Source organism: Bacillus sp. SJ-10, from assembly GCF_002843505.1.
Classification (GTDB): Bacteria; Bacillota; Bacilli; order Bacillales; family Bacillaceae; genus Bacillus; species Bacillus velezensis.
Window position 1 is genome coordinate 1,619,806 of sequence record NZ_CP025258.1, and the last position, 26,050, is coordinate 1,645,855.

Sequence of the window (26,050 nt, forward strand, 5' to 3'; positions counted from 1 at the left end):
GATGATATGACAAATCCATTTGAACGGGAAGACGGCTCATACCACGTGCTCGTCAATGCTGAAGGCCAGTACTCACTGTGGCCGGCCTATCTGGATGTGCCGGACGGCTGGGAAACCCGCCTCACGAATGAAACCCGCCCCGTTTGTCTCGAATATATTGAGACAAACTGGCGTGATATGAGGCCGGAAAGCCTGAAACAGGCCGAAGCCGCTAAAATGTAATAAGAAAAGCCTGCCGTTATTTCGGCAGGCTTTTTATGCGGACATCAGCCGTTAAGCTGTGTATGATCACAGAATGTATAAGGGTGGCCTTCTTCATTCGTGCACCATGACTGAGACAGAAAAGCCAAAAAGACCGCGGCCCACTGGTCTGCAAACTGGATTAAAATACCGCCGTCGTGCCACGTTCCGTTATCCTTCTTCCAGCGTGTATCAATTGGGTTTCCCTGATTCATATGAATATTATGCATGCCGTTTGTCGGCTTGAACCCGAAAATCTTATCAGCGCCCGGCTCCGGCCCGAATTTAGAGCCGTAAATATAGACGGTGGCTTTTTCTGATTTGGCTTTTTGCATGTACGTCTCAATAAAGTCATTTAAGTCATTATCCGGACCGGTGACTTCATGCGGGAGGGGCACCATGTTCCGGGGATCAAACAATCCGCCGCGGACATAATCCAGCGCCAGCTCACGGCTGGTTTCATCAATTGGGGTATATCCATACGGAATGTTGGGCAGCAGGGTGATCGCGCTTGCGTCAAAATGATCGCGTGCCGCATACAGAACCTCTGATTCTTTTGAACTTGACATGACATTGATCGCACAGCGATAGCGCGTATCAGGCTCGCCTAGCACCTCGACTTGAAAATGCGGAGAATCATCATCTGTTTCCCTTTTCATATCTGACACAGTGCCTTTTAATACACCATAGTGCTGAACAGCCATATGAATCCTCCTTTTTCTTCCGGGATATGAATTGATATTCGAGACAGGGGGCCGTTTTTCCTTTTATGAGAAAGAAAAAAGGACAGCCCGCTGATCAGGCTGTCCTCTTCAATATCTATTAAGCTTTTGCAGCCGAACCTTGCATTGCTTTTTCAGCAGGCACGTAGTCATAGCCTAAGTCTTTGGCTACGGCTTCATACGTGACATGTCCGTTAGCCGTATTTAAGCCCGCTTTAAGCGCAGGGCTGTCTGCAATGGCTTGTGCCGCGCCTTTATTGGCGATTTGAAGCGCGTAAGGAACGGTTACATTCGTTAATGCGAGCGTAGACGTACGCGGTACGGCGCCCGGCATATTGGCGACAGCGTAGTGAACGACGCCGTGTTTTTCGTAAGTCGGATTATCGTGGGTTGTAATATGATCAACGGTTTCCACAATGCCGCCCTGATCGATGGCAACATCAACAATGACGGAACCCGGTTTCATTTGTTTAACCATTTCTTCCGTAACGAGAGTCGGCGCTTTGGCTCCCGGGATGAGCACGGCGCAGATCAGAAGATCCGCTTCCGCGACGGAATCTGCAATATTTACAGGGTTTGACATCAATGTTTTAATCTGATGCCCGAAAATATCATCAAGCTGACGCAGGCGGTCTGCGTTCAAATCGATCATTGTCACATCGGCACCGAGTCCGACAGCCATTTTCGCGGCATTTGTTCCGACGCCGCCCCCTCCGATGATCGTGACTTTTCCGCGGGATACACCCGGTACGCCGGCTAATAAAATTCCTTTTCCGCCCTTTGGTTTTTCAAGAAACTGAGCTCCGATTTGAGCGGCCATTCTGCCGGCCACTTCGGACATCGGCGTAAGCAGCGGAAGGGAACGTCCGTCCGTTACCGTTTCGTACGCGATAGCTGTCACGCCTTTTTCTGTAAGCGCTTTAGCTAATTCCGGCTCTGCAGCTAAATGAAGGTAAGTGAATAAGACCAGACCTTGACGGAAATACGCATACTCTTCAGCCAGCGGTTCTTTTACCTTCATGACCATTTCCGCATCCCATACTTGCTTTCTGTCCTCCAGAATTTCCGCCCCTGCTGATACGTAATCTTCATTTGTAAAGCCGCTTCCGAGTCCCGCTCCGGATTCCACAAGAACCCGATGGCCGTTTCCGATAAGCTGTGAAACGCCTCCAGGTGTTAATGCCACTCGATTTTCATTGTTTTTGATTTCCTTTGGAACCCCGATAATCATGTCTGTTTCCCCCAATGTTTGTGTGATGCTTCAAGTGTAGCGCGATTTTTGCGAAAATTCTTTGTTTGAAACAGAAAATAAAAAAACACGGATTTGTGAAATTTCACGAACCCATGCTGCGAAGTTTGATATCAAGGTAAATCGTAAACTTTTCATTTACATTTTTTAAGTCGATTTCTGCGATCTGGCTGATTCTTTTCAGCCTGTAATTCAATGTATTGACATGGATGTTAAGCGCTTTAGCGGCGGTGTTGACGTTGCTGTCGGCATCAATAAAATGTTCGAGCGTTTTTACCATATCGGCTTGGTGCTCCCTGTCATACTGCTCAAGCTTTGAGAGGGAATAGTTCATATAGCCGCTGTGCTTGCGTTTTTCATCCAACACATCCAGGTACTGATAAATGCCGAGTTCCGAAAAGCTGAAAAGGTGTTTGGTTTCTCTCACAAACCGCTCTTTCGCTTTTAATACGGAAAGCGCTTCCTGATAGGAGCGGTAAACATAAGAAATCGATTCGTAAATACCGCCGACCGCAATCGACGCATCCTCAATTTTATATCGTTCCTTCAGCTGTTTTTGAATATGAAGGGCGAAGTGCTTTAAATCTTTAAAAGGCTGATCGGTTTTCGGCGCGGCTAATAAGATTAATTCATTTGAATCAACAGTCGCCAGCATGACATGAATCTGCTGTGTCGTTTCCTGCAAATATTGCAGCTGCTGTTCCGTCTTTTCAGTCAGCTCATCATGTAAACGGATGATCATGACGCTGAACACGGACGGCAGCGCCATTCCGAGCTTATGAAACCCTTCGGCCATCTCGGCTTCCTGATAAATATGGCCGGTCAGCATTTTCCAAAAAAACTCCTGGCCCCGCTCTTCGATTTTCGTTTTGCGGATCTGCAGGTGCAAAAGTTTGTTCCGCACCGCTTTGGCTGCCAGCTGAAGTGTCTTCAGATCTTCGTCATTGAGCTTTTTTTTGATCTCAAGCGCCCAAATAAATCCGAGAACCTGACTGTTTTTCCAGATGGAAATCGCCACGCGGTTGCTCAGGCCCACCTCGTCAATTTCTTTCACTTTGATCGGCTGGTCCGTTTTTAAAAGGGCCGGAATGGTTCCGTCTTTCCACAGTTTGTTGATGACTTTTTCCGGCACCCTCCGCCCGATAATCGTCGACGTCCGGGCCGGATCTGTACAATCGCTGTGCGTGCTGTATGCAAGCAGTTTATGATTAACGTCTTCTATTGTAATGGGGCATTGAAGAACTTCACTGATATGGTCGGCAACATCTTCAAGCCTGTCGAAACTGTACTTAAATGGATCCTTTGGATTGGTCATCTGTATCCCTACTTTTTCATAGCTTCATATCTTGATCTTACCATCTTGCTTTTCAGACTGAAAGGCATCTTTGCAGGGAAATAGACTAGGACAATAAGATCATTCGATGAAATCGAAAATAATAAGAAAATCATACTATTGTATTTACAAAATGTGTAAATGTGACGAAAAATCCAATATATCATAAGACTCATTTTGTAAAATTAAAACAGATTTGTTTGACTGTGCCGAATGGTTGTTTTTATAATAATGACGTTCAAAAAATAAGTGAATTAGCCCATATTTAGGCTGATGACACAGGAGGGTATAAGGAATATGTCTGGATTAATTCGTGTCACACCCGAAGAGCTAAGAGCGATGGCTAAGCAATATGGCGTTGAAAGTCAGGAAGTCATGAATCAGGTTGACCGCCTGAACCGCATGATTTCTGATTTGAAAGGCATGTGGGAAGGTGCTTCAAGTGAAGCATTTGCGGATCAATATGAGCAGCTGAAACCTTCATTTATTAAAATGTCTGAATTGCTTCAAGATGTGAATCATCAGCTCGATCAAACGGCAAATACGCTTGAGTCTACTGACCAAGATATCGCTAACCAAATTCGCGGATAATAAGATGAATGAAGAAACGGAGCGCCTGATTCAATCAAGAAGACGGCGCTCTTTCTATGTAAGGGTGATATGAATATGTATATCGATATTACAATAGATTTAACACATTATAACGGCAGCGTCTTCGATCTCAGATTGTCAGATTACCATTCTGTGAAAAAAGTCATTGATATTGCCCGGCAGGCTCAGCATGTATCCGTTCCGCCGCGTGAAGGCTATTGGATCAGAGTGGTCAATAAAGAAACGGTTTTTTCCGGAGAACAAAAACTATCTGACTGCGGCATTACGAACGGAGACCGCCTTGAAATTTTATGAAAGGACATGGTGGAATGACAGGTCATAACAGATCTTATTTAGAAACAGAATTAGACGCCGTCCGGGAAGAAACCGAATCAGGCTTCACGTTCACCTTCCAGCGGGAAAAAATCAAGCTTCTTGACGGGCTGGAAGCAAACGTGATTAAAGATGCTGATCCTTTTTTTCAAAAAGAGGTCTCAGTTTCAGAAGACGAAGTAACCATCACAATCAAACCTCCTTCTTCTTATCAGGCTTTCCGCTATATAAAAGGAAAAGATAAAAAAAGCAGGTGGCAATTTGCCTACCGTCTCGTCCAAGCCGTGAAACAGCATAAGCTGAAACGTCTCAATCTGATTGCCGCCCCTGAAAATATCGTGTTTGATAAAGCGCTGACGCCTTACTTTCTTCATTACGGCGTAAAGGAGAGCCTTCCGCCTTATGAGGAAGATAGAGAAAGGGTGTTAAAAGAGCTCAAAGCCTGTGCGGCGCTTGCAGCTGACGGGGCGTACACCTTCGATGAATATTTGAAGTACAAGGAGACGCTTCACTTCTCTCCTGAGGTGAAAAGCGTGCTAGAGGCGGAGACGATTGAAGAACTGGAAGAAACCATTCAAACCGCAATTGATTCCCTCGAAGAAAGGGACAAGACATACATAAAACTGCCGAAAAAGAAATGGAAAATCCAAAGATACGCTGGTCTGGCGCTTGCCGTCCTCCTTGTGCCGACACTTCTTTACTCCTTATACGTTCTGTTTTTCGCCCAGCCGAAGCAAGAGGCAATTACAGAAAGCAACCGCTATTTTTTAAATCAGCAGTACAGCAAAGTCATTGACACACTCGCTAAATACGATGCGGAAAGCCTCCCGGAATCTGTGCAGTATGAGCTTGCTTCCTCTTATGTGGCAGTTGAAAATCTGAGGGAAGAGCAACGGAAAAACATCGGGAATCTGGTCACGCTGCAATCAGACCCGAAGCATTTCCTTTATTGGATTGATATCGGCAGAGGGGAAAATGAAGAAGCCATCAAAATCGGCCGCAATCTTGAGTACAACCCGTACATCTGGCTCGGACTTACAAAATATAAACAGCAATTATTAGCGGATGACAGTATGAAAGACGACGAAAAGCAGAAAGAACTGGACGCCGTGGAAAGCGAGCTTGCGAAGGCGAAAAAAGAGGCGGAGGAACAGCATAAAGAAGCGAAGGAAAACGGTGACACCGCCGAAGCTTCCGCCGGACAGGATGAAAGCAAACAAGACAAAGCGAAAGATAACAAAGAGAACGACAAGAAAGATGAGAAAAAAGATGAAAAAAAATAACAGCACACATCAAATGGCCGCAGGTAACGATCAGGCTGTCAGGAGGTTCGCCATATGAGTCTGTTATGGGTCTTTTACCGAGAGCACGTACAAAAGATTCAGCTGTCTGAACTCCCGCCGTCTCAGCCGATTACGATCGGTCCGGATATGAAAGATACAATCACGTTCGGCACACTTCCGTTACGGCAAAACGCCGCAACCCTTTATCGAAAAGAAACAGATCGTTATGATGTTTTCCTGGGAAATAACTGTGCCGGCGAATTGACAATAGGAAATGAAATGCCCTGCCGGATTGAAGAAGAGACGATGCGGCTTCTGCTCACCCCTGACCGGGAAGAATCCTCCGTCTATTTTATCGGCGGGAAGGATGAGATCGTTTTCTCATCAGAAACAGAGGAAGCGGATATATACAAAGAGCCGTCCTCCGCTCAAACAGGGGCTTTTTATCTGCGAAAGTCGGCAGGATGCTGGTCTGTCGTCCCTGATGGCCAGGACGTTTATGTGAACGGAAAGCTTGCAGAAGCTCCCGAAAGGCTCCGCACGGGAGATGAGCTGCTGTGGAATTTTCTGCGTGTGAGGCTGACGGAGGACGACCTTTTAGAAGTCGTTCATCACGAAAAGCTTCAAACCGGTTTAACCAAAACGGTAAAACCAAGCACCGAAATGAAAAAGAAATACCCGCAATATCGAAGAACGCCGCGCATGGTCTACGATCTTCCCGAAGACCGCGTTTCATTCAGCTTTCCCTCGCAGGAAAGCGAACAGAATAACCGGGGGCTGTGGCTCGTCATTCTGCCTCCTTTGGTCATGCTGATTGTAATGGGGGTTGTCGCCATTATACAGCCGAGGGGCATATTCATCCTTGTCTCTTTGGCGATGTTTATGATGACTCTCATTACGTCCACCGTGCAGTATTTCCGTGAAAAAAACCAGCGGAAAAAACGGGAGGAAAAACGGGAGCGTGTGTACAAGCAGTATTTGGAAAGCAAACGAAAAGAGCTTCAGACGCTGTCGGAAAAACAGCTGCAAGTGCTGACGCATCATTTTCCCCCGTTTGAAAAAATGAAATATTTAACTTCTGAAATCAGCGGCCGCATTTGGGAGAAATCGCTGGAAAGCAGGGATTTTCTGATGCTTCGGCTTGGAACGGGCACGGTCCCGGCAAGCTACGAGATTTCAATGAGCGGCGGAGACCTGGCGAACCGCGATGTGGATGACTTGATGGAGCAGTCGCAGCACATGCAGCGTGTGTATAAAGATATCCGCCATGCGCCCGTGACCGTTGATTTACAAGAAGGGCCGATGGGGCTTGTCGGGAAACCCCAGATCGTCAAAAATGAAATTCACCAGCTGATCGGCCAGCTCGCGTTCTTCAACAGCTACCATGACCTGCGGTTTGTCTTTATCTTTCATGAGGACGAATATAAGGAATGGGAATGGATGAAGTGGCTGCCGCAATTTCAGCTGCCTCATATGTATGCGAAAGGATTTATTTACAATGAACAGACCCGCGATCAATTGTTATCGTCCATTTACGAGCTGCTGCGTGAGCGGGATTTGGAAGAAGATAAAGAAAAGAAGATCTTCCAGCCGCATTTTGTCTTTGTCATCACAAATCAGCAGCTGATCGCAGAGCACGTCATTTTAGAATATATCGAAGGCCGGCATGAGCATCTCGGCATCTCGGCAATCATCGCTGCGGAAACGAAGGAAAGCCTGGCGGAAAACATTCACACCCTCGTCCGCTACATTAATGAAGATGAGGGAGACATTCTCATTCAGCAGAAAAAAGCGGTACAGATCCCGTTTAAGCTGGACAGGCACGAACGGACAAACAACGAGCGGTTTTCCCGGACGCTTCGGACATTGCACCATCAGGTCGGAATGACGAATTCCATTCCTGAAACGGTCTCATTTCTGGAGCTGTTTCATGCGAAGGAAGTAAAAGAAATCGGCATCAGGCAGAAGTGGGAGACAAGTGAGTCTGCAAAATCGCTGGCTGTTCCGATCGGCTATAAAGGAAAAGACGACATCGTCTATTTAAACCTGCATGAAAAAGCGCACGGGCCGCACGGATTGCTGGCGGGAACGACCGGCTCCGGGAAAAGTGAATTTCTGCAAACGTACATCCTGTCATTGGCCGTTCACTTCCACCCGCATGAAGCGGCGTTTTTGCTGATTGACTATAAGGGCGGAGGAATGGCCCAGCCGTTTCGCAAGATGCCGCACCTTCTCGGGACCATCACGAATATTGAAGGAAGCAGAAACTTCAGTATCAGGGCGCTTGCATCCATTAAAAGCGAGCTGAAAAAACGGCAGCGGCTGTTTGATCAATATCGCGTCAATCACATCAATGACTATACAAAGCTGTATAAACAGGGAGAAACGGATATTCCGATGCCGCACCTGTTTTTGATTTCAGATGAATTCGCCGAGTTGAAAAGCGAAGAGCCTGACTTTATCAGGGAGCTTGTCAGCGCGGCCCGCATCGGACGGAGCCTTGGTGTGCATTTAATTCTCGCCACGCAAAAGCCGGGCGGCATCATTGACGACCAAATATGGAGCAACTCACGCTTTAAGGTCGCGCTGAAAGTGCAGGATGCAAGTGACAGTAAAGAAATCCTGAAAAACAGTGATGCGGCAAATATTACGGTCACCGGACGCGGCTACTTGCAAGTCGGAAATAACGAAGTGTATGAGCAGTTCCAATCTGCCTGGAGCGGCGCGCCTTACATGGAAGATGTATACGGCACCGAGGATGACATTGCCATCGTTACCGATACCGGCTTAATTCCGCTGTCTGAGGTGGACGCGGATGATGCGGCGAAAAAAGACGCCCCGGCAGAAATAGAAGCCGTAGTCGAAGAAATCGAGCGGATTCAAAATGAAATGGGCATTGAAAAGCTGCCGAGCCCGTGGCTTCCGCCGCTTGCCGAACGTATCCCGCGCACGCTTTACCCTGCGCAGGAAAAAGACCGCTTCTTCATCGCCTGCGTGGATGAGCCTGATCAGCAAAGACAGGCGCCTCTCGCTTATACGATGATGGATGACGGCAATATCGGCATTTTCGGCTCATCCGGCTACGGCAAGTCAGTGGCTGCCATCACCTTCCTGATGAACTTCGCGGAAGGATACACGCCAGAAGAGCTTCATATGTACATCTTTGATTTCGGAAACGGCACGCTTCTGCCATTGGCAAAGCTTCCGCACACCGCAGACTATTTCTTAATGGATCAAATGAGAAAGATCGAAAAATTCATGATCCGCATCAAGGAAGAAATCGAGCGGCGGAAACGGCTGTTCAGAGAAAAAGAAGTCAGCCATATCAAAATGTACAATTCGCTCAGTGAAGAAGAGCTGCCATTTATATTTATCACAATTGACAATTTCGACATCGTAAAAGATGAAATGCATGAATTAGAAACAGAATTTATCCAGATTTCACGCGACGGGCAAAGCTTAGGCATTTACTTCCTGCTGACCGCAACGAGGGTAAACGCCGTCCGCCAGTCGCTGTTAAACAACATAAAAACGAAAGTCGTCCATTATTTAATGGATCAGTCAGAAGGATACTCCATTTACGGGCGTCCGCCGTTCAGTCTCGAACCGATCCCGGGCCGCGTCATGATCCAAAAAGAAGAACTGTATTTCGCGCAAATGTTTCTTCCGGCTGAAGCGGAAAATGACCTTGAGATGTTCCAGGCGCTGAAAGATGATGTCAAAGCTTTAGCTGAGCGCCACGCCGGAACAGCCGGCCCAGACCCGATTCCGATGCTTCCGGATAGGCTGACGGCCGGCGAATTTTCACTCCGTCTCGGCCCGCATCAAGAACCGTTCCGCATTCCTGTCGGGCTTCATGAGGAAAAGGTCAGCCCTGTGTACTTTGATCTGGGCAAAAATAAACATTGTCTTATTTTGGGCCAGACACAGCGTGGAAAAACAAACATCCTGAAAGTGATGCTGAATCACCTGCTGCGTGAAGGTACGGAACGGGTCGGGCTGTTTGACTCGATTGACCGCGGACTGTCGCAGTATGCGCAGGAAACAAAGGTCAGCTATCTGGACACAAAAGAAGACGTCCGGCAGTGGATCGAAACGGCAGAAGCCATTTTCACGGAGCGCGAAGCTCAGTATGCGCAGGCCGTCAAAAATGGCGATGTGCACAAACTCAGTTTCTCTCCGGTCGTGTTAATGGCCGACGGCATTACAAGATTCCAGCAGACGATCGACACCGCCATTCAGGACAAACTGGCGATGTTTATGAAATCTTACGCGCATGTGGGCTTCAGTTTTATTCCGGCGGGCAATCACAGCGAATTCTCAAAAGGCTATGATTCCTTAACGACGGAAATGAAACAGATCCGCCACGCGATGCTGCTTGTGAAAAAATCCGAACAAAATGTCATTCCGCTGCCTTACCAAAGGCAGGAACCGGACATTCAGCCGGGCTTCGGCTATTTGGTTGAAAACGGGAAGGAGCAAAAAATCCAAATACCTTTATGTTCAGCGGAAAGGGAGGCCGTCAGATGACTGAACAACGAAAAAGCCTGATCAAATTAATAGCCGCGGTCGTCATCATTCTGCTGCTGCCGGTGCTGTTTTTCCGGTTTATCGGCGATGACCCGGGAAAACAAAAAATCAACGCCACCCGCCAAATCGCAGTCGTGAATGAAGACATGGGCTTACAAACAGATGAAAATGAGGAAGAGGAATCCGTCCATTTCGGCAAAGAAGTAGCGGCCGCTCTCGGCGGCCGTCCGGATTATTCATGGACGGTTGTCAACAGGAGCGCGGCTGAAAACGGTCTGGCGGCTAAGAAGTATGACGCCGTCGTTTACATTCCATCCGATTTTTCAAAAGATATCTTAAGCTATGACAAGGAGCGTCCGCAAAAAGCCACGCTGACATTCAATATTCAAAGCAACCTGAACGCCGTCAACAAAGAAAAGGTGCAGCGTGAGCTAGAAGACGCCCAAAAATCAATGAATAAAAAAATGTCAGCATTATATTGGAATTTCGTCTCACAAAAAGTGAACAATGTCCGAGGCGATTTTGACAAGATCGTCAATAAAGAATCAGAATTTCAAAACGTTATGTACAATTTTTACAAGCCGAGCTCCAATGACTTGGCAGGTGAAATCAAACGGCAAAAAGACCTGATTGACGAACTGAAAAAATCAATGAATGAAGCGCAGGGCGCGGCAAAAGAAAAATTGACCTCGGCAGATGAAGCCAAAACCACGCTCAAAGACTTTGCCGATACGGTCGAGCGCTATAAACAATATCAAGAAAATCAGAAAAAACTGCTGATGGCCGCGCAGGAACAAAATCAAAAGCAAATCACAACAGGACTGAATGCCATTAAAGCACAGCAGGCCGCCAACCAGTTCAGCACGATGATGAGCGGGCTGTCTTCAGGCATAAACCAGGCGCAGACACAGCTTGACCAGACGGGATCGGCTCTTCTTGCCGCCCAACAGGTGAGAGAAGCGCAGGTTCCTGAGCAGGAACACGGGATGGCAGATATTCAATCCAATTTACTGAACAATTATTTGACTCAATATAAAGCTCAAGCAAGATTTGAAACACTGAACAGCATCCAAACCCTTATGAAAAGGGATCGGCAGGCATTAACCGTTCCGGAAAAGGACCCGGGTGATGACGGCTCGGATGAACCGAAAGAAGAAGAAAAACCGGAAGAAGAAAAACCCGGCGATTTGAAAATTGACCTTGACGATCAGCGTGACGAATTAAAGCGCATCTCCGCTGAAATTAATCACATTTCTGACGGATTAAAAGAACCGGAAAAAGAAAATCCGGCCCCTGAAAAACCGGGCCAAGGCGATGACGGTGAAAACTCCGGCGATACCGATCCGAATAACGGAACGAATCCCGGAGAAGACGGAAAAACGGAAGACGGTACAAAAGAAGAGCAGCCTGCTTCCGATAACACAAGCGATCAGGAGCCAAAAACCGTCCAAACCGCCACTGCCGCTAAAAACGTCATTCCGCCTGCTGATGAGCCGGCAGACGATCCGAACGATTCTGAAGGGGACGGCGGCACAGACATATCTGAGGCGAAAGAAAGGCTGAACCAAGCCGCAGAGCGCATTCAGCAAATTGAAAAAGAGCTGGAAGAAAAACAGCAGACTCATAATGAAGAACTGAAAAAACGTCTCGATGCTCTTGATGAAGAAATCCAAGGCCTTAAAGACCAGATTGATGACGTCAAAAAACGGGCAGACAAATTAAAGAAAAAGCTGGAAGAATCAGAAGGAAAGAGAGAACAAGACTTCAATACCATTTACAGAATGATTGTAAAAACAGAACAGAACATTCTGAACTACCCGTCATTGGATGGCGGCCGCAAATCTGCTCTTGAACAGATATTTGCCGCTGTCATCAATACAAAAGAAATATCCGATTTAATGAGTTACTATAATGATTTATCCCTGTATGAGGCGACACTCTATCACTCTCTTGACGCGGGCTCGCTGCCTGATGTGAAAAACAGGGTGCTGAAAGCCCAGCAAGGCGAAGTCCAAACCGTTCTCGCGATCAAACCGGAAGAAACGGCAAGCTGGGAAAATCTGAAAAACAACAAAATGCAGACAGATGAAGACATCAGCAATTTCATTAAAGGCATGACCGAATTCTCGGATAACTACAGCTCGTATATCAGAGATGAACAAGCCGGAGTGCTCGATGAGCTCGCCAGCATTTCAGACAGCGCGGCGAAAGCATCCGATCAGCTGGCTGAAGGCGCTGTGCAGGAAGCGGCCGCGTTCAGCGGAGACGGATTAACCGGAACGATGGCGCTCGGCGCTCAGGATACCGTCGGCCGCGAAGTCCTGCAAATGTCTGACACGATGGGCCATCTGTCAGAACGCCAGTCCGGCATCATCAGCTATACCGACAATATGCAGCAAAGCGTAAATGACGTCCAGCAAAAAGCTGACACCTTAAACAGCAACTGGGGCAAAAACGTCGATTCCACGAAATTGATCAGAAATGACGTGTACGGCATTTTAGGGAACGCGCTCGTTGACGGACAGGAAAACGGCTACGTTTATGATTATCTCGCCAACCCGCTTAAAATCAGCGGAGAGGTGCCGGAAGACCGGGTTCAGAATGTTCCGCCGGTCGTCATTTTGGTGATCGTCCTGATCAGCAGTCTTCTGATCGGCTATTTCAGCTCGTATTATCAGCAGGCGCCGCTTCTTGTCAAAGGCGCGCTCTTTGGGATTTTAAACATTATGGTCGGATTGATGATCAGTCTGTTCGGTCTGAATATCTACTCGCTTCCGGACGATCAGACGATTAAATGGTCAGTCTTTACGATTCTCTTGCTTGCGGCGAGTTCAGCTTTTATCCGGGCAGCCTTTGTCTTCAGCTCGATTACCGGATGGATCGCATCATCAGCGCTCATTCTCTTTTATGTGGCGCCTTTGATCGACCTGATTATGCCGAACTTCACCTTTGACAGTCCGGTTTCGAAAGTCTATATCGATATTCAATACGGAACGGGCCATCTGTTTGCGATGGGGGTAACGGTTCTTGCGATCATTGCGCTGATTGCGGCGGCGCTTCCGCTCGTCATTCGGCTGTTTGCGGAAAAAACGGAGGAAAGTGATCAGTCTTATGAGGCGTAACACGTTCATGGAAAAAGGATTGCTGCTGTTTGCTCTCTCCTTTTTCCTTTTCCTTCCCCAAGCCGCAGCCGCGAATGAGGAAAATACTGATGTCAAGCCGAATGAATATGAAAAGAAAGACATTGAAATTCGTACGGATTACCTGCACGACGATGCCTACTCCGAGGAAAAAACGGCGCTTCCGAAAGAACAGAAGGATATCACGTTTGATCAGCCGGCCGAAAACCCGGATGACAAACTGATATCAAATTTGTTTACATCGTCAGACACGGAGCCGAATACGATCAAAGCGCAATCGAAAAAACTGGGTATCACATTTGCCGAGCCGGCGGTGAGGCGTACCTCGGCAGATATGGAAACGGAAGAGAAAAAGACTTCTTATCTGCTGCCTGTCATTTATGCCGTCTTGATCCTCCTCGGGATTGCGGCGATGATCTATCTGATCCCGAAAGTCACGGCGCAGGAAAAGGCAAAGCGGTAAACGGATCGCTTGTGTTTGCGGGAAGACAGCCCGTAAAATAAGAAAAAAAGGAGGAGTTTCATGCAGTTTTTTCTTATAACAGGCGCGTCAAAAGGCTTGGGCCGGGCGCTTACGGAACAGGCGCTTCAAGAAGGAGCCGAAGTCGCCGCGCTTTCAAGAACGATAAGCGGGGAAAAGCGCGAGGGACTGACAGAATACAGTGTTGATTTAACCGATCTGGCAGATACCGGGCGGCAGATGAAGGCGATTCTTGATCAAGCAGAGGAGAAGGGATACTCCGCCGTCACACTGATCAACAATGCCGGAATGGTGGAACCGATCAAGCGGGCGAAAGAGGCTTCCGCCGAAGAATTGAACCGCCATTACACCCTTAATCTGACGGCGCCCGTTTTGCTCAGCCAAATGTTCACAAAGCGTTTCGAAGCGTTCAGCGGCAGCAAAACAATTGTCAACATCACATCGGGCGCGGCGAAAAATCCTTATAAAGGCTGGAGCGCGTATTGCAGCTCAAAAGCGGGGCTTGATATGTTTACGAGAACATTCGGGTTTGAACAGGAGGATGAAGAGCTGCCGGTCCGCATGATCTCATTCTCGCCGGGAGTGATGGATACAGACATGCAGGCTGTCATCCGTTCTTCGTCAAAAGAAGATTTTCATGACATCGAACGGTTCCGCAATCTGAAAGAAACGAAAAACCTCAGAAGTCCTGAATACATCGCCGGCGTCATTCACTCACTGATCGCGGGCGAGCCGGAAAACGGACGGATATACGATATCAAAGAATTTTTGTAGAGCAGCGTTCACGCTGCTCTTTTTTGTTTGTACAATCACTTCGGAGTCCGGCGGCATATGATGAATGAAACAACGTATAAGGGGTATAAGAAATGTATCAGATGAATTGAGTTTCTTCTCGATTTATGTTAGGATTCTAAAAATATAAATAAGGAGGGGTTTCCATGAGAAATGTAACGTTAATGGATGTCTTCACCCATCCAATCGCACAAAAGTATTTACAGCGTTCCGGTGTCGCCCATGCGATCGCCTGCGCGTTTCATGCATACCGTCTTGCCGTAAAAGCAGGTGTCAGCCCGGATCTGGCGGCGAAAGCGGCTTTACTGCATGACGTCGGCCATTATGAATGGTACACAGACGGCAAATGGGATTATGAAAAGTACAGAAGAAACGATATCCATGCCATTAAAGGCGCGGAACGGGCGCATAAGCTGCTCATCCGGCTCGGTGAAGAACCGAAAGCGGCGAAGGACATTGCGCTGGCGATTCTGCTTCACACCGATTCCTATCTGCCTGAAGGCGAACTGGACAAGAATACGCTCCAGCAAATCGTGAAACAAGCGGATGAACTCGATGAAGAACCCGGCGGACATCACCATTACCGCCAAATGGATCACACGGCCGCGCTCAAACAAATCCAAAAGCTTGATCAGTTAATTGACCAAGCCCAATATCCCATAAGAAGCTCAGTCTAGGCCACTCATGCGGCCTTTTCCCCTTACATAACTCCGCATGCTCACTAACACCTTTTCCGCTCCGATAGACGTACTGTGTCAAAGCCTTTGTCCGCTGCATATGCTGAAGGAAAACATAGTAAAGGGGATCAGCGAAAATGGCCCATCAAGGAAGCCCGCAAATCGTCTCGTTAGTGGACCCTTACGTTTATCAGACCATCCATAAGCTTATCGGCTCAAGGTTTATTATTCAAACCGTCAGACGCATTATCAGAGGACGGCTGATTGATGCCACTCCGGATCACATCGCCATTGAAGAAACGCATGACCGTGTATTTTATATCAGAAACCGCCATGTGGTTTCCGTCATGCCTGATTATACCGAACGCGTGTAACAGCCCGAATAAGGCGCAAACCGGAGGCGGCCCTATAGAACCCCGGTGCGTCTTCTTTTTGAGATACATAGATGCACGGCGGCTTTTTTTGGTACAATCACAGTACAAGTTCACATAACAATAGGAGGAAACCGCTTGTTGAAATCAAAGGTCCATTTTTGGACGCTGCAAATTTTGCTCGTTTTGCTCATTATTTACGTATCAACGAAAGTCTCGTTTATTTTTCAGCCGTTTTTCGGTTTTATCACCACTCTGTTTTTCCCGATTTTGATCTCGGGCATTTTGTTTTTCATTTTTAATCCGATCGTGCGCCTGCTTGAGAAAAAAATCCCCCGGACATTGGCGATCCTGCTCATTTATCTCGTTTTCATCGGCCTGATTGCCTTTATGTTCACCGCCATCGGACCGATTGTGGCTTCCCAGGTCACGGGGCTGATTAACAATTTCCCTGATTACATTCATCAGATTCAAGTCTTGACGGCGCAATTATCCCATTCCAAATGGTTTACGTGGATGATGACGCAGGATTATGTGTCGATAGAAAAAATCCAGCAGTCTCTGACGGGATTTTTACAAAGCCTTCCGCAAAATATTACGGCAAGCCTGTCGGCCGTGTTCGGCGTCGTTACGAATATCACGCTTGTCGTGATCACCGTTCCGTTCATTTTGTTTTATATGCTGAAGGACGGCCGGCGGTTTCCGCTCTTGGCGGTCAAAATCCTGCCTTCTTCCTACCGGGCGGAAGGCAGGAAAATATTTAACGACTTATATGTCACATTGGCCGCCTATTTCCAAGGCCAGCTGCTGATTTGTCTCTTTGTCGGAACGGCATGCTTTATCGGATATTGGATCATCGGCCTGCAGTATGCGTTAATTCTCGGGATGGTGATCGCCGTCACCAATATCATTCCGTACCTGGGGCCGTTTCTCGGGGCGGCGCCCGCGGTGATTATCGCGTTTATGGATTCGCCGGCTAAGGCGCTGTTTGCCGTTATTGTTGTCGTTGTCGTCCAGCAGCTTGACGGGAACCTGCTTTCTCCGCTTGTCATCGGGAAACGGCTGAATACCCACCCGCTCACCATTATTCTTCTGCTTATCGGAGCGGGCAGTTTCGGCGGCATTCTCGCAATGATTCTGGCCGTGCCGGTTTACGCGGTTTTAAAAGCTTTTGTCTTAAATATCGTCCGGCTTATCAAACTTCGTCAGCGGTCAAAGCTCGAAGACAGCCGCAAGCCGAAATAAAAACGGGCACAACTCCCGATGCAGCGCATAAAATGCTGTAAAGAAAAGCGGAGGTGTGGGTATGCCTGCAATTGTGGGACCGATTTATATTATGAGTTTAGCCGGAGACGCTGCGGCGAGCTTCGGTGACGTGTTTGCCATTTCTCCCAAAGCCGTTGACCACTCAGGCGCGGGGGCAGGGGCGTTTCATTCCGGAGATTTTATCAAAGTTACTAATAAATTCAGCAAAACGCGCTTTGAAGACATCGATGTGTTTGACGAACCTGATTGGTTTAACGCGTGACAGCCTCCTTTTAGGAGGCTGTCGCTTTTTTGTAGTATAATAGAATCAGTCTTTATAAAAGGGGAATTTTTATGAAAATCAGAAAAGCGAATATTACCGTGCAGTCCGGAATGATCGGTGATGTATATCTGCATGAAAATAAAAAAGAACAGCATACCCTTGTAGCCGTTCCGGAACTTGAGTGGAGCACGATCATTTCCTATGAGGAAGAGAAAAAGGCGCTGGCGCAGCGGCTTTTACAATCATTCAGCAAGCTGATTGAAGAAGAGCCCGCCGGAGAGCTCGCCGGCAAGATCTCCCATTGGGTGGCTGAAATGTAACGAAGCGGTTTACCGCGTCCCGTCCGGGGAGATAATTGTAAAACAAGCTGAGGAGGGACAGGCCGATGAGCGACAAAACGGTTGACCTTTATTTACAGCAGGGGATGTACGGCCCTCTGCAGACGAAACCGGATGAACGCCATTTATTTTTAGGCTCGCTGCGTGAAAGAGTCATCATTGCCCTGACGAAGGGGCAGGTGCTGCAAAAGCAGCCTTATGAAGAAGTGAAACAGGCGCTGAAAAGCCGAAAAGACGCGGTGCTCTATATAAACGGAAGGCTCCCGTATCATGCTTATTCACCATATATGAAGCTTGCCGCACTTGCCGGTGTCCGAAGCTCCGTCATATCGGACCTTCAATTCGAAACGCCGCTCGGCCTGGTTTTTGCCGCCGATTATGCCGTGAACCTTGACGGCATTTACGTACAGGATGACATTTTTCAGCGCTCACTCCTGAAATCTTAAAAGGGCAAAACACCGTTTGTCATTTTACAATGCCAATTCACTTACAAGTGGAGATAGGATATAATGGTTTTCATATGAATGGCGGGGAGGCCGGCTATGAAAAAAGCATTTATATGCATTGATTATACGAATGATTTTGCAGCAGAGAACGGGGCATTAACCTGCGGAGAACCCGCGAGACAGATTGAAGATACGATTGTCAGTTTGACGCAAGCATTTATAGAAAACGGTGATTACGTTGTCTTTGCGGTAGATTCGCATGATGCAGACGATGACTTTCATCCCGAGACACGCCTGTTTCCTCCGCATAATATCAACGGCACGGAGGGCAAAGAGCTGTACGGAAGGCTATCGCCTCTTTATGAGAAACATAAACACGCAAAAAACGTAAATTATATGGAAAAAACGAGATATTCTGCTTTTGCGGGAACGGATTTAGAGCTGAAACTGCGGGAACGGCAGATCACTGAGCTGCATCTTGCGGGCCTGTGCACGGACATCTGCGTTCTTCACACGGCGGTTGACGCCTACAACAAGGGCTTTCAGATCGTCATTCATCAAAACGCTGTGGCCAGCTTTAATCCGGAAGGGCATGAATGGGCCCTGTCCCATTTTAAGAACAGCATCGGAGCGCAAGTGGCAGAGTAAGGAAGGGGAAAATAATTTTGGTGGAGCATGGTTTTAAAGACGACAGTTTGTCTTTACATACAGATCTTTATCAAATTAATATGGCCGAAACGTACTGGAGAGACGGCATTCATGAGAAAAAAGCGATTTTTGAGCTTTTTTTCAGAAAGCTTCCCTTTGAAAACGGCTATGCGGTATTTGCGGGCTTAGAAAAAGCAATCGAATACTTGGAGAACTTCAAATTTACCGACAGCGATCTGAATTATTTAAAAACGGAATTGCACTATGCTGATGATTTCATTGATTATTTACGGGATCTTTCTTTTACCGGATCTCTTTACAGCATGAAAGAAGGCGAGCTCGTTTTTAACAACGAACCGATTATGCGGGTCGAAGCGCCCCTGATCGAAGCCCAGCTGATTGAGACGGCTCTGCTTAACATTGTGAATTACCAAACATTAATCGCCACGAAAGCGGCCCGCATTAAAGGCGTTGTCGGTGACGAAGACGCCCTCGAATTCGGAACGCGGCGCGCCCATGAAATGGATGCGGCTATGTGGGGAGCGAGAGCGGCTCTGATCGGCGGCTTCAGCGCAACGAGTAATGTAAGAGCCGGAAAGCGTTTTAATATACCGGTATCCGGCACGCACGCTCATGCGCTCGTACAAGCGTACCGCGATGAATATACGGCATTTAAGAAATATGCGGAGACCCACAAAGACTGCGTATTTCTCGTAGATACGTACGATACGATCCGTTCGGGCATGCCGAATGCGATTAAAGTCGCAAAGGAATTCGGCGACCGGATCAACTTCATCGGCATCCGCTTGGACAGCGGGGACTTGGCGTACCTGTCAAAAAAAGCGCGTGAAATGCTTGATGAAGCGGGTTTCACAGACGCAAAGGTCATTGCTTCAAGCGATCTTGACGAGCACACGATATTAAATCTGAAATCCCAAGGAGCGAAAATCGATACGTGGGGCATCGGCACGAAGCTGATTACCGCATACGATCAGCCGGCCCTCGGCGCGGTTTACAAGCTTGTCGCCATTGAAGAGGACGGCAAGCTGACTGACACCATTAAAATTTCGTCAAACCCTGAAAAAGTGACAACGCCGGGAAGAAAGAGAGTATACCGGATTATCAACAAGCTGAATCACCACTCGGAAGGTGATTATATCGCGCTTTATGACGAGCGGGTAAATGATCAGAAACGCTTAAAAATGTTCCATCCCGTCCACACGTTCGTCAGCAAATTCGTCACTGATTTCTATGCGAAAGACCTGCATGAGCCGATCTTTGAAAACGGCGTTTTATGCTATGATAATCCCGAAATTACCGACATCCAGCAATACGTGCAGGATAACCTCAAACTTCTGTGGGAGGAATACAAACGGATCAGCAAGCCGGAAGAATATCCGGTCGATTTAAGCGAAGACTGCTGGAGCAACAAGATGCAGCGGATTCATGAAATCAAAAGCGAGCTGAAACGGGAACTTGAATAGAAGACAAAGCGGCCTTTCCTTTCTCTGGAAAGGCCTTTTTGTTGTGATAATATTTTTCACATTTAGACAAATTTCGTCAAATTATTTGATATACTTATGTTCGAAGGCCGTATCTAAGGGGGTAAATGAATGAAGGTGTTTGTTGCGAGACAGCCTATCTTCAACAGAAACGAACAGGTTGTTGCTTATGAACTTCTTTACCGGGAGAGCGAAGAGAACCGTTATTCGGCCGCTGACGGAGATAAAGCTACGACGGATCTCATTATTAACAGCTTTATCAACATCGGAATCGAAAAGCTGACTGAGGGGAAACGCTGCTTTGTGAATTTTACAGAAAGCCTGATGTTTTCAGATCTCCCTACCTCCTTTGATCCTGACCAGCTTATTATCGAAATTCTTGAGGACATACCGATCACTCCGGCACTCATCTCAAGATGCAGACAGCTGAAGAAATTAGGATATACATTAGCACTTGATGATTTTTACGCCATCAATCCGGAAAATGAAGAGTTAGTGGAACAGCTGATGAAATATATTGATATTTTAAAAATCGACTTTTTGCAATCCTCGCGTCTGGAGCGCAAAAAAATCATTCAGACGTACAGCTGTAAAAGTCTGATTTATTTAGCGGAGAAAGTGGAGACGAGAAAAGATTATAAACAGGCGGCCATAGACGGCTTTCACCTGTTTCAAGGATATTTTTTCAGTGAACCGCGTGTCATCAGCGGAAATGATCTGACGTTTCATTTTCATTCTTACTACCAGCTTTTAAGCGAATTAAACAATGACCAGCCCAATATAAAGCGCGTGACGGAATACATAGAGCGGGACGTCAGCTTATCGTATCAGATTCTGCGTTTTTTAAACGGATCGCAAACAAGGCTGAAAAAAAAGATAGACAGCATCCAGCAGGCCATCATGATGCTCGGGCTGAATGAGATTAAGCGCTTGATTTACATTCTTTCATTCAGAGATTTAACGGCGAAAAGCCACTCAAGCCAAAAAGAAATCATTAAGATTTCCTTAATCAGGGCCAAACTGTGCGAACTGCTGGCGAAAAGAACCGGAAGGCCCCAGCCCTCTTCTTACATGCTGATCGGCATGTTTTCGCTCATCGATACGCTTCTCCACAGGGAGCTGGAGGATATCATCAAAGAACTGCCTTTAATCGATGAAGTCGGACAGGCGCTGCTCGGTTATGAAAACGATTATTATAAGATGCTCGCGCTCGTCAAAGCCATTGAATGCAACAACTGGGACTGTGACGAGTGGGGAAAAGAACTGAACAAAGAAGAAGCGTATGAATGTTACTTACAGGCGATCGAATGGTGCCGGCAGCTGATCGTGGATTGAGCCGCTTTAAGCCGACCACCTGAGGGCGATGATAAACCGGCTTTGCTCTCTGATCAGACTGACACGGATGCCGTCGGGATTATACGTCACGTCAAAATCATTTTTGATGCCGGTCTGCTTAATGAGCCGCTTGACCGCTGCGGTGTCAGATGATTGCGCTGCGGTGAGAATGCGGCGCGCAAGCTCTTTTGACGCCGACAGACGCGCAAGGAGCAGGCGCGCATCCTCCAGCATGCCCGCAGCTTCTTTTGCGGACGCTGTCAAAATATCTGCGTGAACCGGGGGACTGGGCGCAGGATTCCGGTATGGCGCGGCGAAAACAGGGAAGCATGGATACACATAATGCATACGGCGGCCTCCTTCCTGAGAAAACATTCGTTATACATGAGTATAGGCGGCGTGATAACGAGTTATGACATGCAAAAAGACCACAATGCGGGGGTTGCGGTCTTTTCGGTGTTTGTCGGTGGTTATGCGACGTTGTTCGCCCATTCTGTTTTGAAATTGCGACGGCAGGGACTATAGTCCTTGCCGGTTTGTCGGAAAACCGTTAAAAAAACAGCAGAACCGCCAGATTGGTCTGCTTCATCCTAAACGTCTGCCTTTCTGGTAGTTATATAGTCCTGTTCGCTAAATGCTCCGTTCGGGACTATGGGATTACCTCGGTTTGCGGTGTCACGCAGATACTTTTACACATACTTTTCGGTGAAAAATCCCGCAAAAACGTTTACACTATTAGTAACAGATCAAATACCTAGGACTCGTTCACCATACACAATTCATTGATCTTTCAAAAAAAGGAGTGTGGAAACGGTGGAAAACAAATTAGAAGAAGTAAAGCAATTATTATTCCGACTTGAAAATGATATCAGAGAAACAACCGACTCATTACGAAACATTAACAAAAGCATTGATCAGCTCGATAAATTCTCATATGCAATGAAAATTTCTTAAAAAGACTTGGAAACAAGTCTTTTTTTTGTGCATTTTTTATCCATTTCGTGGATAAAGTATTATACGATTGTTAAAAAACGAAAAACCTGCTGTCTTTCATCACCTGCATTTAGTAAAATAGAATGGGAGGGTGAAGACAATTATTGAGCAAATGTGTTTAGATGCCGAAACGATTAAAGAGAAGATGAAGGAAATTGTAAATGATAATCTTTACAATTCAGATTTGATCAGTCTGCTGTGCTCTTTCATTGAAACAAAAGAATCCTTCTTTTTTGGAAACCTGGCATATCAGCATTACATAGCATTTAACGGAGCAAATTTCAAAGAAATAGAGCTACTGGCTGTTGGAATTGAATTGTTGATTTTATCATTTGATATCTTGGATGACCATGAAGATGAGGATAATGACAGTGCTCTTTGGATGAAAATTGACCGCTCAGTTTCGCTAAATGCATCAACATCTCTCTATACAATTAGTCTCCATCTCATTAATTCGCTTTGTACAGTTTCCGAATTTTCTCAGTTAGCCTTAAAATATGCATTAGAAGCAATGCAGGGGCAGCATGATGACTTAAGGAATGTGGCCGAGACTGAAGAAGAGTGCCTCGAAATGATAAAACATAAATCAGGTTCACTTACTGCGATGCCATGTGTACTGGGAACAATGCTTGCATCCGGGGAATATAACGAGACTGTTGAGAATTATTCTTACTTGTTAGGAATTGTGAAACAAATAGAGAATGATTATTATGGGTTATTTAATAAAGAACGCAGTGATATTAACAAAAAAAGAAATAACTTAGTTTTATTATACTTAAAACGAAAATTTAATCCGATGTCAGTATTAATTCTTAAAATAATGAATTCAAACCAGGAATATCAATTATTGCTTTCAGATAAAGACGCGTTCAAACAAAAGCTTTGGGATGCTGGGGTGATTCAATATATTTCTATCATGATTAAATTATATGAAGATAAAATAATGAATGAATTAAACAAAATAAATATTGAAATTGAGTTATTGCATTACAAATCATTGAATGAGGGCACAGTATAATGAATCAAGACATCGTAAATTATTTAATGAAAAACCCAGAAGTACTAGAGAAATTAAAAAAAGAAGAAGTTAGTTTACTTAGTATCCCAAATTCACTTATCCCAACTATTCTTGAGATTTTTGATAATAATGTAAAAATAAGAAGAAATGACCCAGCTTGGTTTACTTAAAAAACAAGAGAGTTGTGGTTCCTTGAGACAATTGCTGAAATGTTTTACGGTTGCTTTATTATTGTTCGGAATTTTTTATTTTACTTTTATAATTTATTATACTCAGAATGGAATATTAATAGGAACAAAAGTAGTTCAGTCTTCTAACCAAGAATTAAAAGTTGTGGATATTTCAAAATCTTCTTATGGAAGAATAATGGGTCTAAAAATTGGGGACAGAATTACTGAAATAAATGGCGGAAAACCTAAAAAAGAAAATATTTATGGTTCATACCTTGCGAAAATTAAGTATTTAAAAGTTGAGAGAGACGGGCGTTTAATAGAACTTAAAAATATTGAATTCATTTATTTAGATAGTCCATATAGTTTCTTTTCGTATATTATTCCGTGTATCTTTTTTCTTCTTAGTTTAATATGCATATTTTATATATTTAAAGTCAACCTAAGAAAAGATAGCGTCTCAGCGTATATTCTTATTTGCTTTTTACTGTGTATTTCTATTGCATACTTAAGCGCAGGAGGGGTTACAAGAGGTTATCGTATTAATAGGTACATTAATCTTTACACCTTTTTAGCTGTGCCTGTTTTATATCTAAATTTCTTGCATCAATATTTCAAAGAACTTAAAGTGAAATTTTCGAGAGGAATTTACGTTGGTTTATTGTACCTTCTTCCTCTAATTAATATCCTGCTTGAATTATTTAGAGATAGAATAGGTCATCATTTAATTGTAAGCCTTAACCTTTTAACATTTTTATTAGAAATGATTGTAGTTTATGTTAGTCTCATATTATATCAAATAAAACATAGAAAAAAGGATTTCTCTTACCTGTTAAAAGTACTTCTGGTTTCTAATACAATTGCTTTTTTACCCTTTTCTTTATTATATATTGCTCCATTGATTATTTTTGGACAATATGTATATAGCGCTGTAGTTACTGCACCTTTTCTTCTGCTCATACCTTTAGCATTGGTATATCAATTTGTCGTAAATAAGATTTACAACATTGATTTCTTGTTAGGCCGTTTGAGGTATTATTGCTTGTTAGCAGTTATTCCGACGATAGGAATCGTTTGGGTATTTGTAGTATTCATCAACAAAAATAAAAATTTTGACACTTTCCAAATTACATTGTTTGTATTTCTAATCATGCTAGCCGTTTTTTATTTCAAAGAAGTTCTAGACTTTAAGTTTCGCTTAAAGCGTTTCTCTGAAAAATACAATTACCAAGACAGCATATTTAAATATACACAGCTTCTTAAAAGCGTATCAGCTTTAAATCAAGTGTTTATGAATTTGAAAAAGACTATTTTGGACGTCTTGCCTGTTAGTAAAGCTTATATATTTGAAATCAATTCTGACGGAGACATTCTGTATTTTGATAAACAGAACAGTGAACCGAACTGGCAGCCGTATAAAAAAGAATTTGATAAAGTCACATCAGAGATTGGCAAGATTATTGAAGTAAATCAAGGTTTTCTGATGAAGATTGGAGAAAGAGGGGCAAACTCATACGTTCTGCTTTGTTTGTCGAGCATTAATACTCCAAGACTGACAAGAGATGAGATATCTTGGTTAAAGACATTGTCTTTTTATACAAGTGTTTCGATGGAAAACATATTGCAGATCGAAGAACTCATGAACCATTTACAAGATCTAAAGCAACAAGGCTCAAACCCGGTCTGGCTCAAAAAGCTGATGTTTACGATCGAGGAAAAGCAGCGTTCGGATTTGGCCCGTGATCTGCATGATTCAGTGCTGCAGGACTTGATTTCTTTGAAGCGCCAGTGTGAGCTGTTTCTGGCCGATTTTAAGAAAGAGGAGCCTTGCCAGTTAGAGGTGCAGGACAAGCTTCATCAGATGAATGAGCAGATGTCGGATGTCATTTTGATGACCCGGGAGACGTGCCATGAGCTGCGTCCTCAGCTGCTGTATGATTTGGGTCTGGTCAAGGCGGTGTCCAAGCTTACCGCACAGCAGCAGGAGCGTGCGCCGTTTCATATCCGTCTGAATACGGGCCGGTTTACGGCGGCGCTGGATTTGGATACACAGCTGAATTTGTACCGCATCATTCAGGAATTTCTTTCGAACGCCATGAAGCATTCACAGGCGAATGAGGTGCTGATTATGCTGATCAGCATTCAAAATAAAGTGATTCTGCATTATGAAGACGACGGTGTCGGATGCAATCAGGAAGAAGGCGGCGGGCAGTCGATGAGCATGGGTCTTTCGGGTATTAAGGAGCGTGTCCGGGCGCTTGACGGACGGATGAAAATCGACACAAGTGAAGGAAACGGTTTTAAAGCGGATATTGAAATGGAATTGTAAC

25 protein-coding genes are annotated in these 26,050 nt (G+C 45.5%); 21 read left to right on the forward strand and 4 right to left on the reverse strand.

Annotated features, from left to right (window positions below; all coding sequences use genetic code 11):
- The first annotated feature begins 6 nt into the window (after positions 1-6).
- Positions 7-222 (forward strand): MbtH family protein, encoded by a 216-nt coding sequence (locus CXL14_RS08200; protein WP_007408694.1) that lies wholly within the window; start codon positions 7-9, stop codon positions 220-222.
- 44 nt (positions 223-266) lie between these two features.
- Here CXL14_RS08200 and CXL14_RS08205 read toward each other — a convergent pair whose 3' ends face one another.
- From CXL14_RS08205 to CXL14_RS08215, 3 genes are all read right to left on the reverse strand, one after another.
- Positions 267-944: a YukJ family protein gene (locus tag CXL14_RS08205; RefSeq protein ID WP_007613467.1), complete on the reverse strand. Its 678-nt coding sequence runs from the start codon at positions 942-944 to the stop codon at positions 267-269.
- 118 nt (positions 945-1,062) lie between these two features.
- Complete coding sequence (gene ald, locus CXL14_RS08210) at positions 1,063-2,193, reverse strand: alanine dehydrogenase (RefSeq protein WP_003152011.1); 1,131 nt, start codon at positions 2,191-2,193, stop codon at positions 1,063-1,065.
- Between the two features lie 103 nt (positions 2,194-2,296).
- Positions 2,297-3,526, reverse strand: a complete 1,230-nt coding sequence (locus tag CXL14_RS08215) for a sporulation transcriptional activator AdeR (RefSeq protein WP_014418775.1) — start codon at positions 3,524-3,526, stop codon at positions 2,297-2,299.
- A 315-nt stretch (positions 3,527-3,841) separates the two neighbouring features.
- Between CXL14_RS08215 and CXL14_RS08220 the strand changes: the two genes are divergently transcribed.
- The 16 genes from CXL14_RS08220 to CXL14_RS08295 all read left to right on the forward strand — a co-directional run bounded on the left by CXL14_RS08220 (position 3,842) and on the right by CXL14_RS08295 (position 21,539).
- On the forward strand, positions 3,842-4,135 hold the full coding sequence (locus CXL14_RS08220) for a WXG100 family type VII secretion target (RefSeq protein ID WP_003152013.1): 294 nt from the start codon (positions 3,842-3,844) through the stop codon (positions 4,133-4,135).
- Between the two features lie 75 nt (positions 4,136-4,210).
- Positions 4,211-4,450 carry an ESX secretion system protein YukD gene (locus CXL14_RS08225; protein WP_003152015.1) on the forward strand — a complete coding sequence of 80 codons (240 nt, stop codon included), beginning with the start codon at positions 4,211-4,213 and terminating at the stop codon, positions 4,448-4,450.
- A 14-nt stretch (positions 4,451-4,464) separates the two neighbouring features.
- Positions 4,465-5,751 (forward strand): type VII secretion protein EssB, encoded by a 1,287-nt coding sequence (gene essB / locus CXL14_RS08230; RefSeq protein ID WP_014418774.1) that lies wholly within the window; start codon positions 4,465-4,467, stop codon positions 5,749-5,751.
- A gap of 54 nt (positions 5,752-5,805) precedes the next feature.
- Positions 5,806-10,281: a type VII secretion protein EssC gene (gene essC / locus CXL14_RS08235; protein ID WP_101287763.1), complete on the forward strand. Its 4,476-nt coding sequence runs from the start codon at positions 5,806-5,808 to the stop codon at positions 10,279-10,281.
- Positions 10,278-13,403, forward strand: coding sequence for a type VII secretion protein EsaA (esaA, locus tag CXL14_RS08240; RefSeq protein WP_014418772.1), 3,126 nt, complete (start codon positions 10,278-10,280; stop codon positions 13,401-13,403). Before essC ends, esaA begins: the two co-directional genes overlap by 4 nt.
- Positions 13,404-13,410: 7 nt before the next feature.
- Entirely contained in the window at positions 13,411-13,884 is a 474-nt protein-coding gene (gene essA / locus CXL14_RS08245; RefSeq protein WP_014418771.1) for a type VII secretion protein EssA, read from the forward strand.
- Positions 13,885-13,944: 60 nt separating this feature from the next.
- Positions 13,945-14,676, forward strand: a complete 732-nt coding sequence (locus tag CXL14_RS08250; protein WP_007408685.1) for a (S)-benzoin forming benzil reductase — start codon at positions 13,945-13,947, stop codon at positions 14,674-14,676.
- 164 nt (positions 14,677-14,840) lie between these two features.
- Positions 14,841-15,371 (forward strand): HD domain-containing protein, encoded by a 531-nt coding sequence (locus tag CXL14_RS08255; RefSeq protein WP_007613450.1) that lies wholly within the window; start codon positions 14,841-14,843, stop codon positions 15,369-15,371.
- Positions 15,372-15,508: 137 nt separating this feature from the next.
- A complete protein-coding gene (locus CXL14_RS08260; RefSeq protein WP_014418770.1) occupies positions 15,509-15,745 on the forward strand; it encodes a DUF2642 domain-containing protein in 237 nt (78 codons plus the stop codon).
- 135 nt (positions 15,746-15,880) lie between these two features.
- Positions 15,881-16,987, forward strand: a complete 1,107-nt coding sequence (locus tag CXL14_RS08265) for an AI-2E family transporter (RefSeq protein ID WP_014418769.1) — start codon at positions 15,881-15,883, stop codon at positions 16,985-16,987.
- 61 nt (positions 16,988-17,048) lie between these two features.
- A complete protein-coding gene (locus CXL14_RS08270; protein ID WP_014418768.1) occupies positions 17,049-17,270 on the forward strand; it encodes a spore germination protein in 222 nt (73 codons plus the stop codon).
- 71 nt (positions 17,271-17,341) lie between these two features.
- Positions 17,342-17,590, forward strand: coding sequence for a YueH family protein (locus CXL14_RS08275; protein ID WP_003152028.1), 249 nt, complete (start codon positions 17,342-17,344; stop codon positions 17,588-17,590).
- 65 nt (positions 17,591-17,655) lie between these two features.
- Positions 17,656-18,054 carry a YueI family protein gene (locus CXL14_RS08280; RefSeq protein WP_003152031.1) on the forward strand — a complete coding sequence of 133 codons (399 nt, stop codon included), beginning with the start codon at positions 17,656-17,658 and terminating at the stop codon, positions 18,052-18,054.
- Positions 18,055-18,150: 96 nt separating this feature from the next.
- Positions 18,151-18,702 (forward strand): cysteine hydrolase family protein, encoded by a 552-nt coding sequence (locus tag CXL14_RS08285; RefSeq protein ID WP_003152033.1) that lies wholly within the window; start codon positions 18,151-18,153, stop codon positions 18,700-18,702.
- Between the two features lie 17 nt (positions 18,703-18,719).
- Positions 18,720-20,186: a nicotinate phosphoribosyltransferase gene (locus tag CXL14_RS08290; protein WP_014418767.1), complete on the forward strand. Its 1,467-nt coding sequence runs from the start codon at positions 18,720-18,722 to the stop codon at positions 20,184-20,186.
- 129 nt (positions 20,187-20,315) lie between these two features.
- Positions 20,316-21,539, forward strand: a complete 1,224-nt coding sequence (locus CXL14_RS08295) for an EAL and HDOD domain-containing protein (protein ID WP_014418766.1) — start codon at positions 20,316-20,318, stop codon at positions 21,537-21,539.
- A 6-nt stretch (positions 21,540-21,545) separates the two neighbouring features.
- Here CXL14_RS08295 and CXL14_RS08300 read toward each other — a convergent pair whose 3' ends face one another.
- A complete protein-coding gene (locus tag CXL14_RS08300; RefSeq protein WP_014418765.1) occupies positions 21,546-21,887 on the reverse strand; it encodes a YuzC family spore coat inner layer protein in 342 nt (113 codons plus the stop codon).
- Between the two features lie 465 nt (positions 21,888-22,352).
- On the opposite strand from CXL14_RS08300, the gene degQ reads away from it, so the two are divergent.
- The 4 genes from degQ to CXL14_RS08325 all read left to right on the forward strand — a co-directional run bounded on the left by degQ (position 22,353) and on the right by CXL14_RS08325 (position 26,049).
- Positions 22,353-22,493: a degradation enzyme regulation protein DegQ gene (gene degQ, locus CXL14_RS08310; RefSeq protein ID WP_003152043.1), complete on the forward strand. Its 141-nt coding sequence runs from the start codon at positions 22,353-22,355 to the stop codon at positions 22,491-22,493.
- A gap of 151 nt (positions 22,494-22,644) precedes the next feature.
- Complete coding sequence (locus CXL14_RS08315) at positions 22,645-23,550, forward strand: polyprenyl synthetase family protein (protein WP_014418764.1); 906 nt, start codon at positions 22,645-22,647, stop codon at positions 23,548-23,550.
- Entirely contained in the window at positions 23,550-23,720 is a 171-nt protein-coding gene (gene comX, locus CXL14_RS08320; RefSeq protein WP_032863917.1) for a competence pheromone ComX, read from the forward strand. Before CXL14_RS08315 ends, comX begins: the two co-directional genes overlap by 1 nt.
- Positions 23,698-26,049 (forward strand): sensor histidine kinase, encoded by a 2,352-nt coding sequence (locus tag CXL14_RS08325; RefSeq protein ID WP_269800792.1) that lies wholly within the window; start codon positions 23,698-23,700, stop codon positions 26,047-26,049. The genes comX and CXL14_RS08325 overlap by 23 nt, the downstream gene beginning before the upstream one ends.
- Position 26,050: the final 1 nt, after the last annotated feature.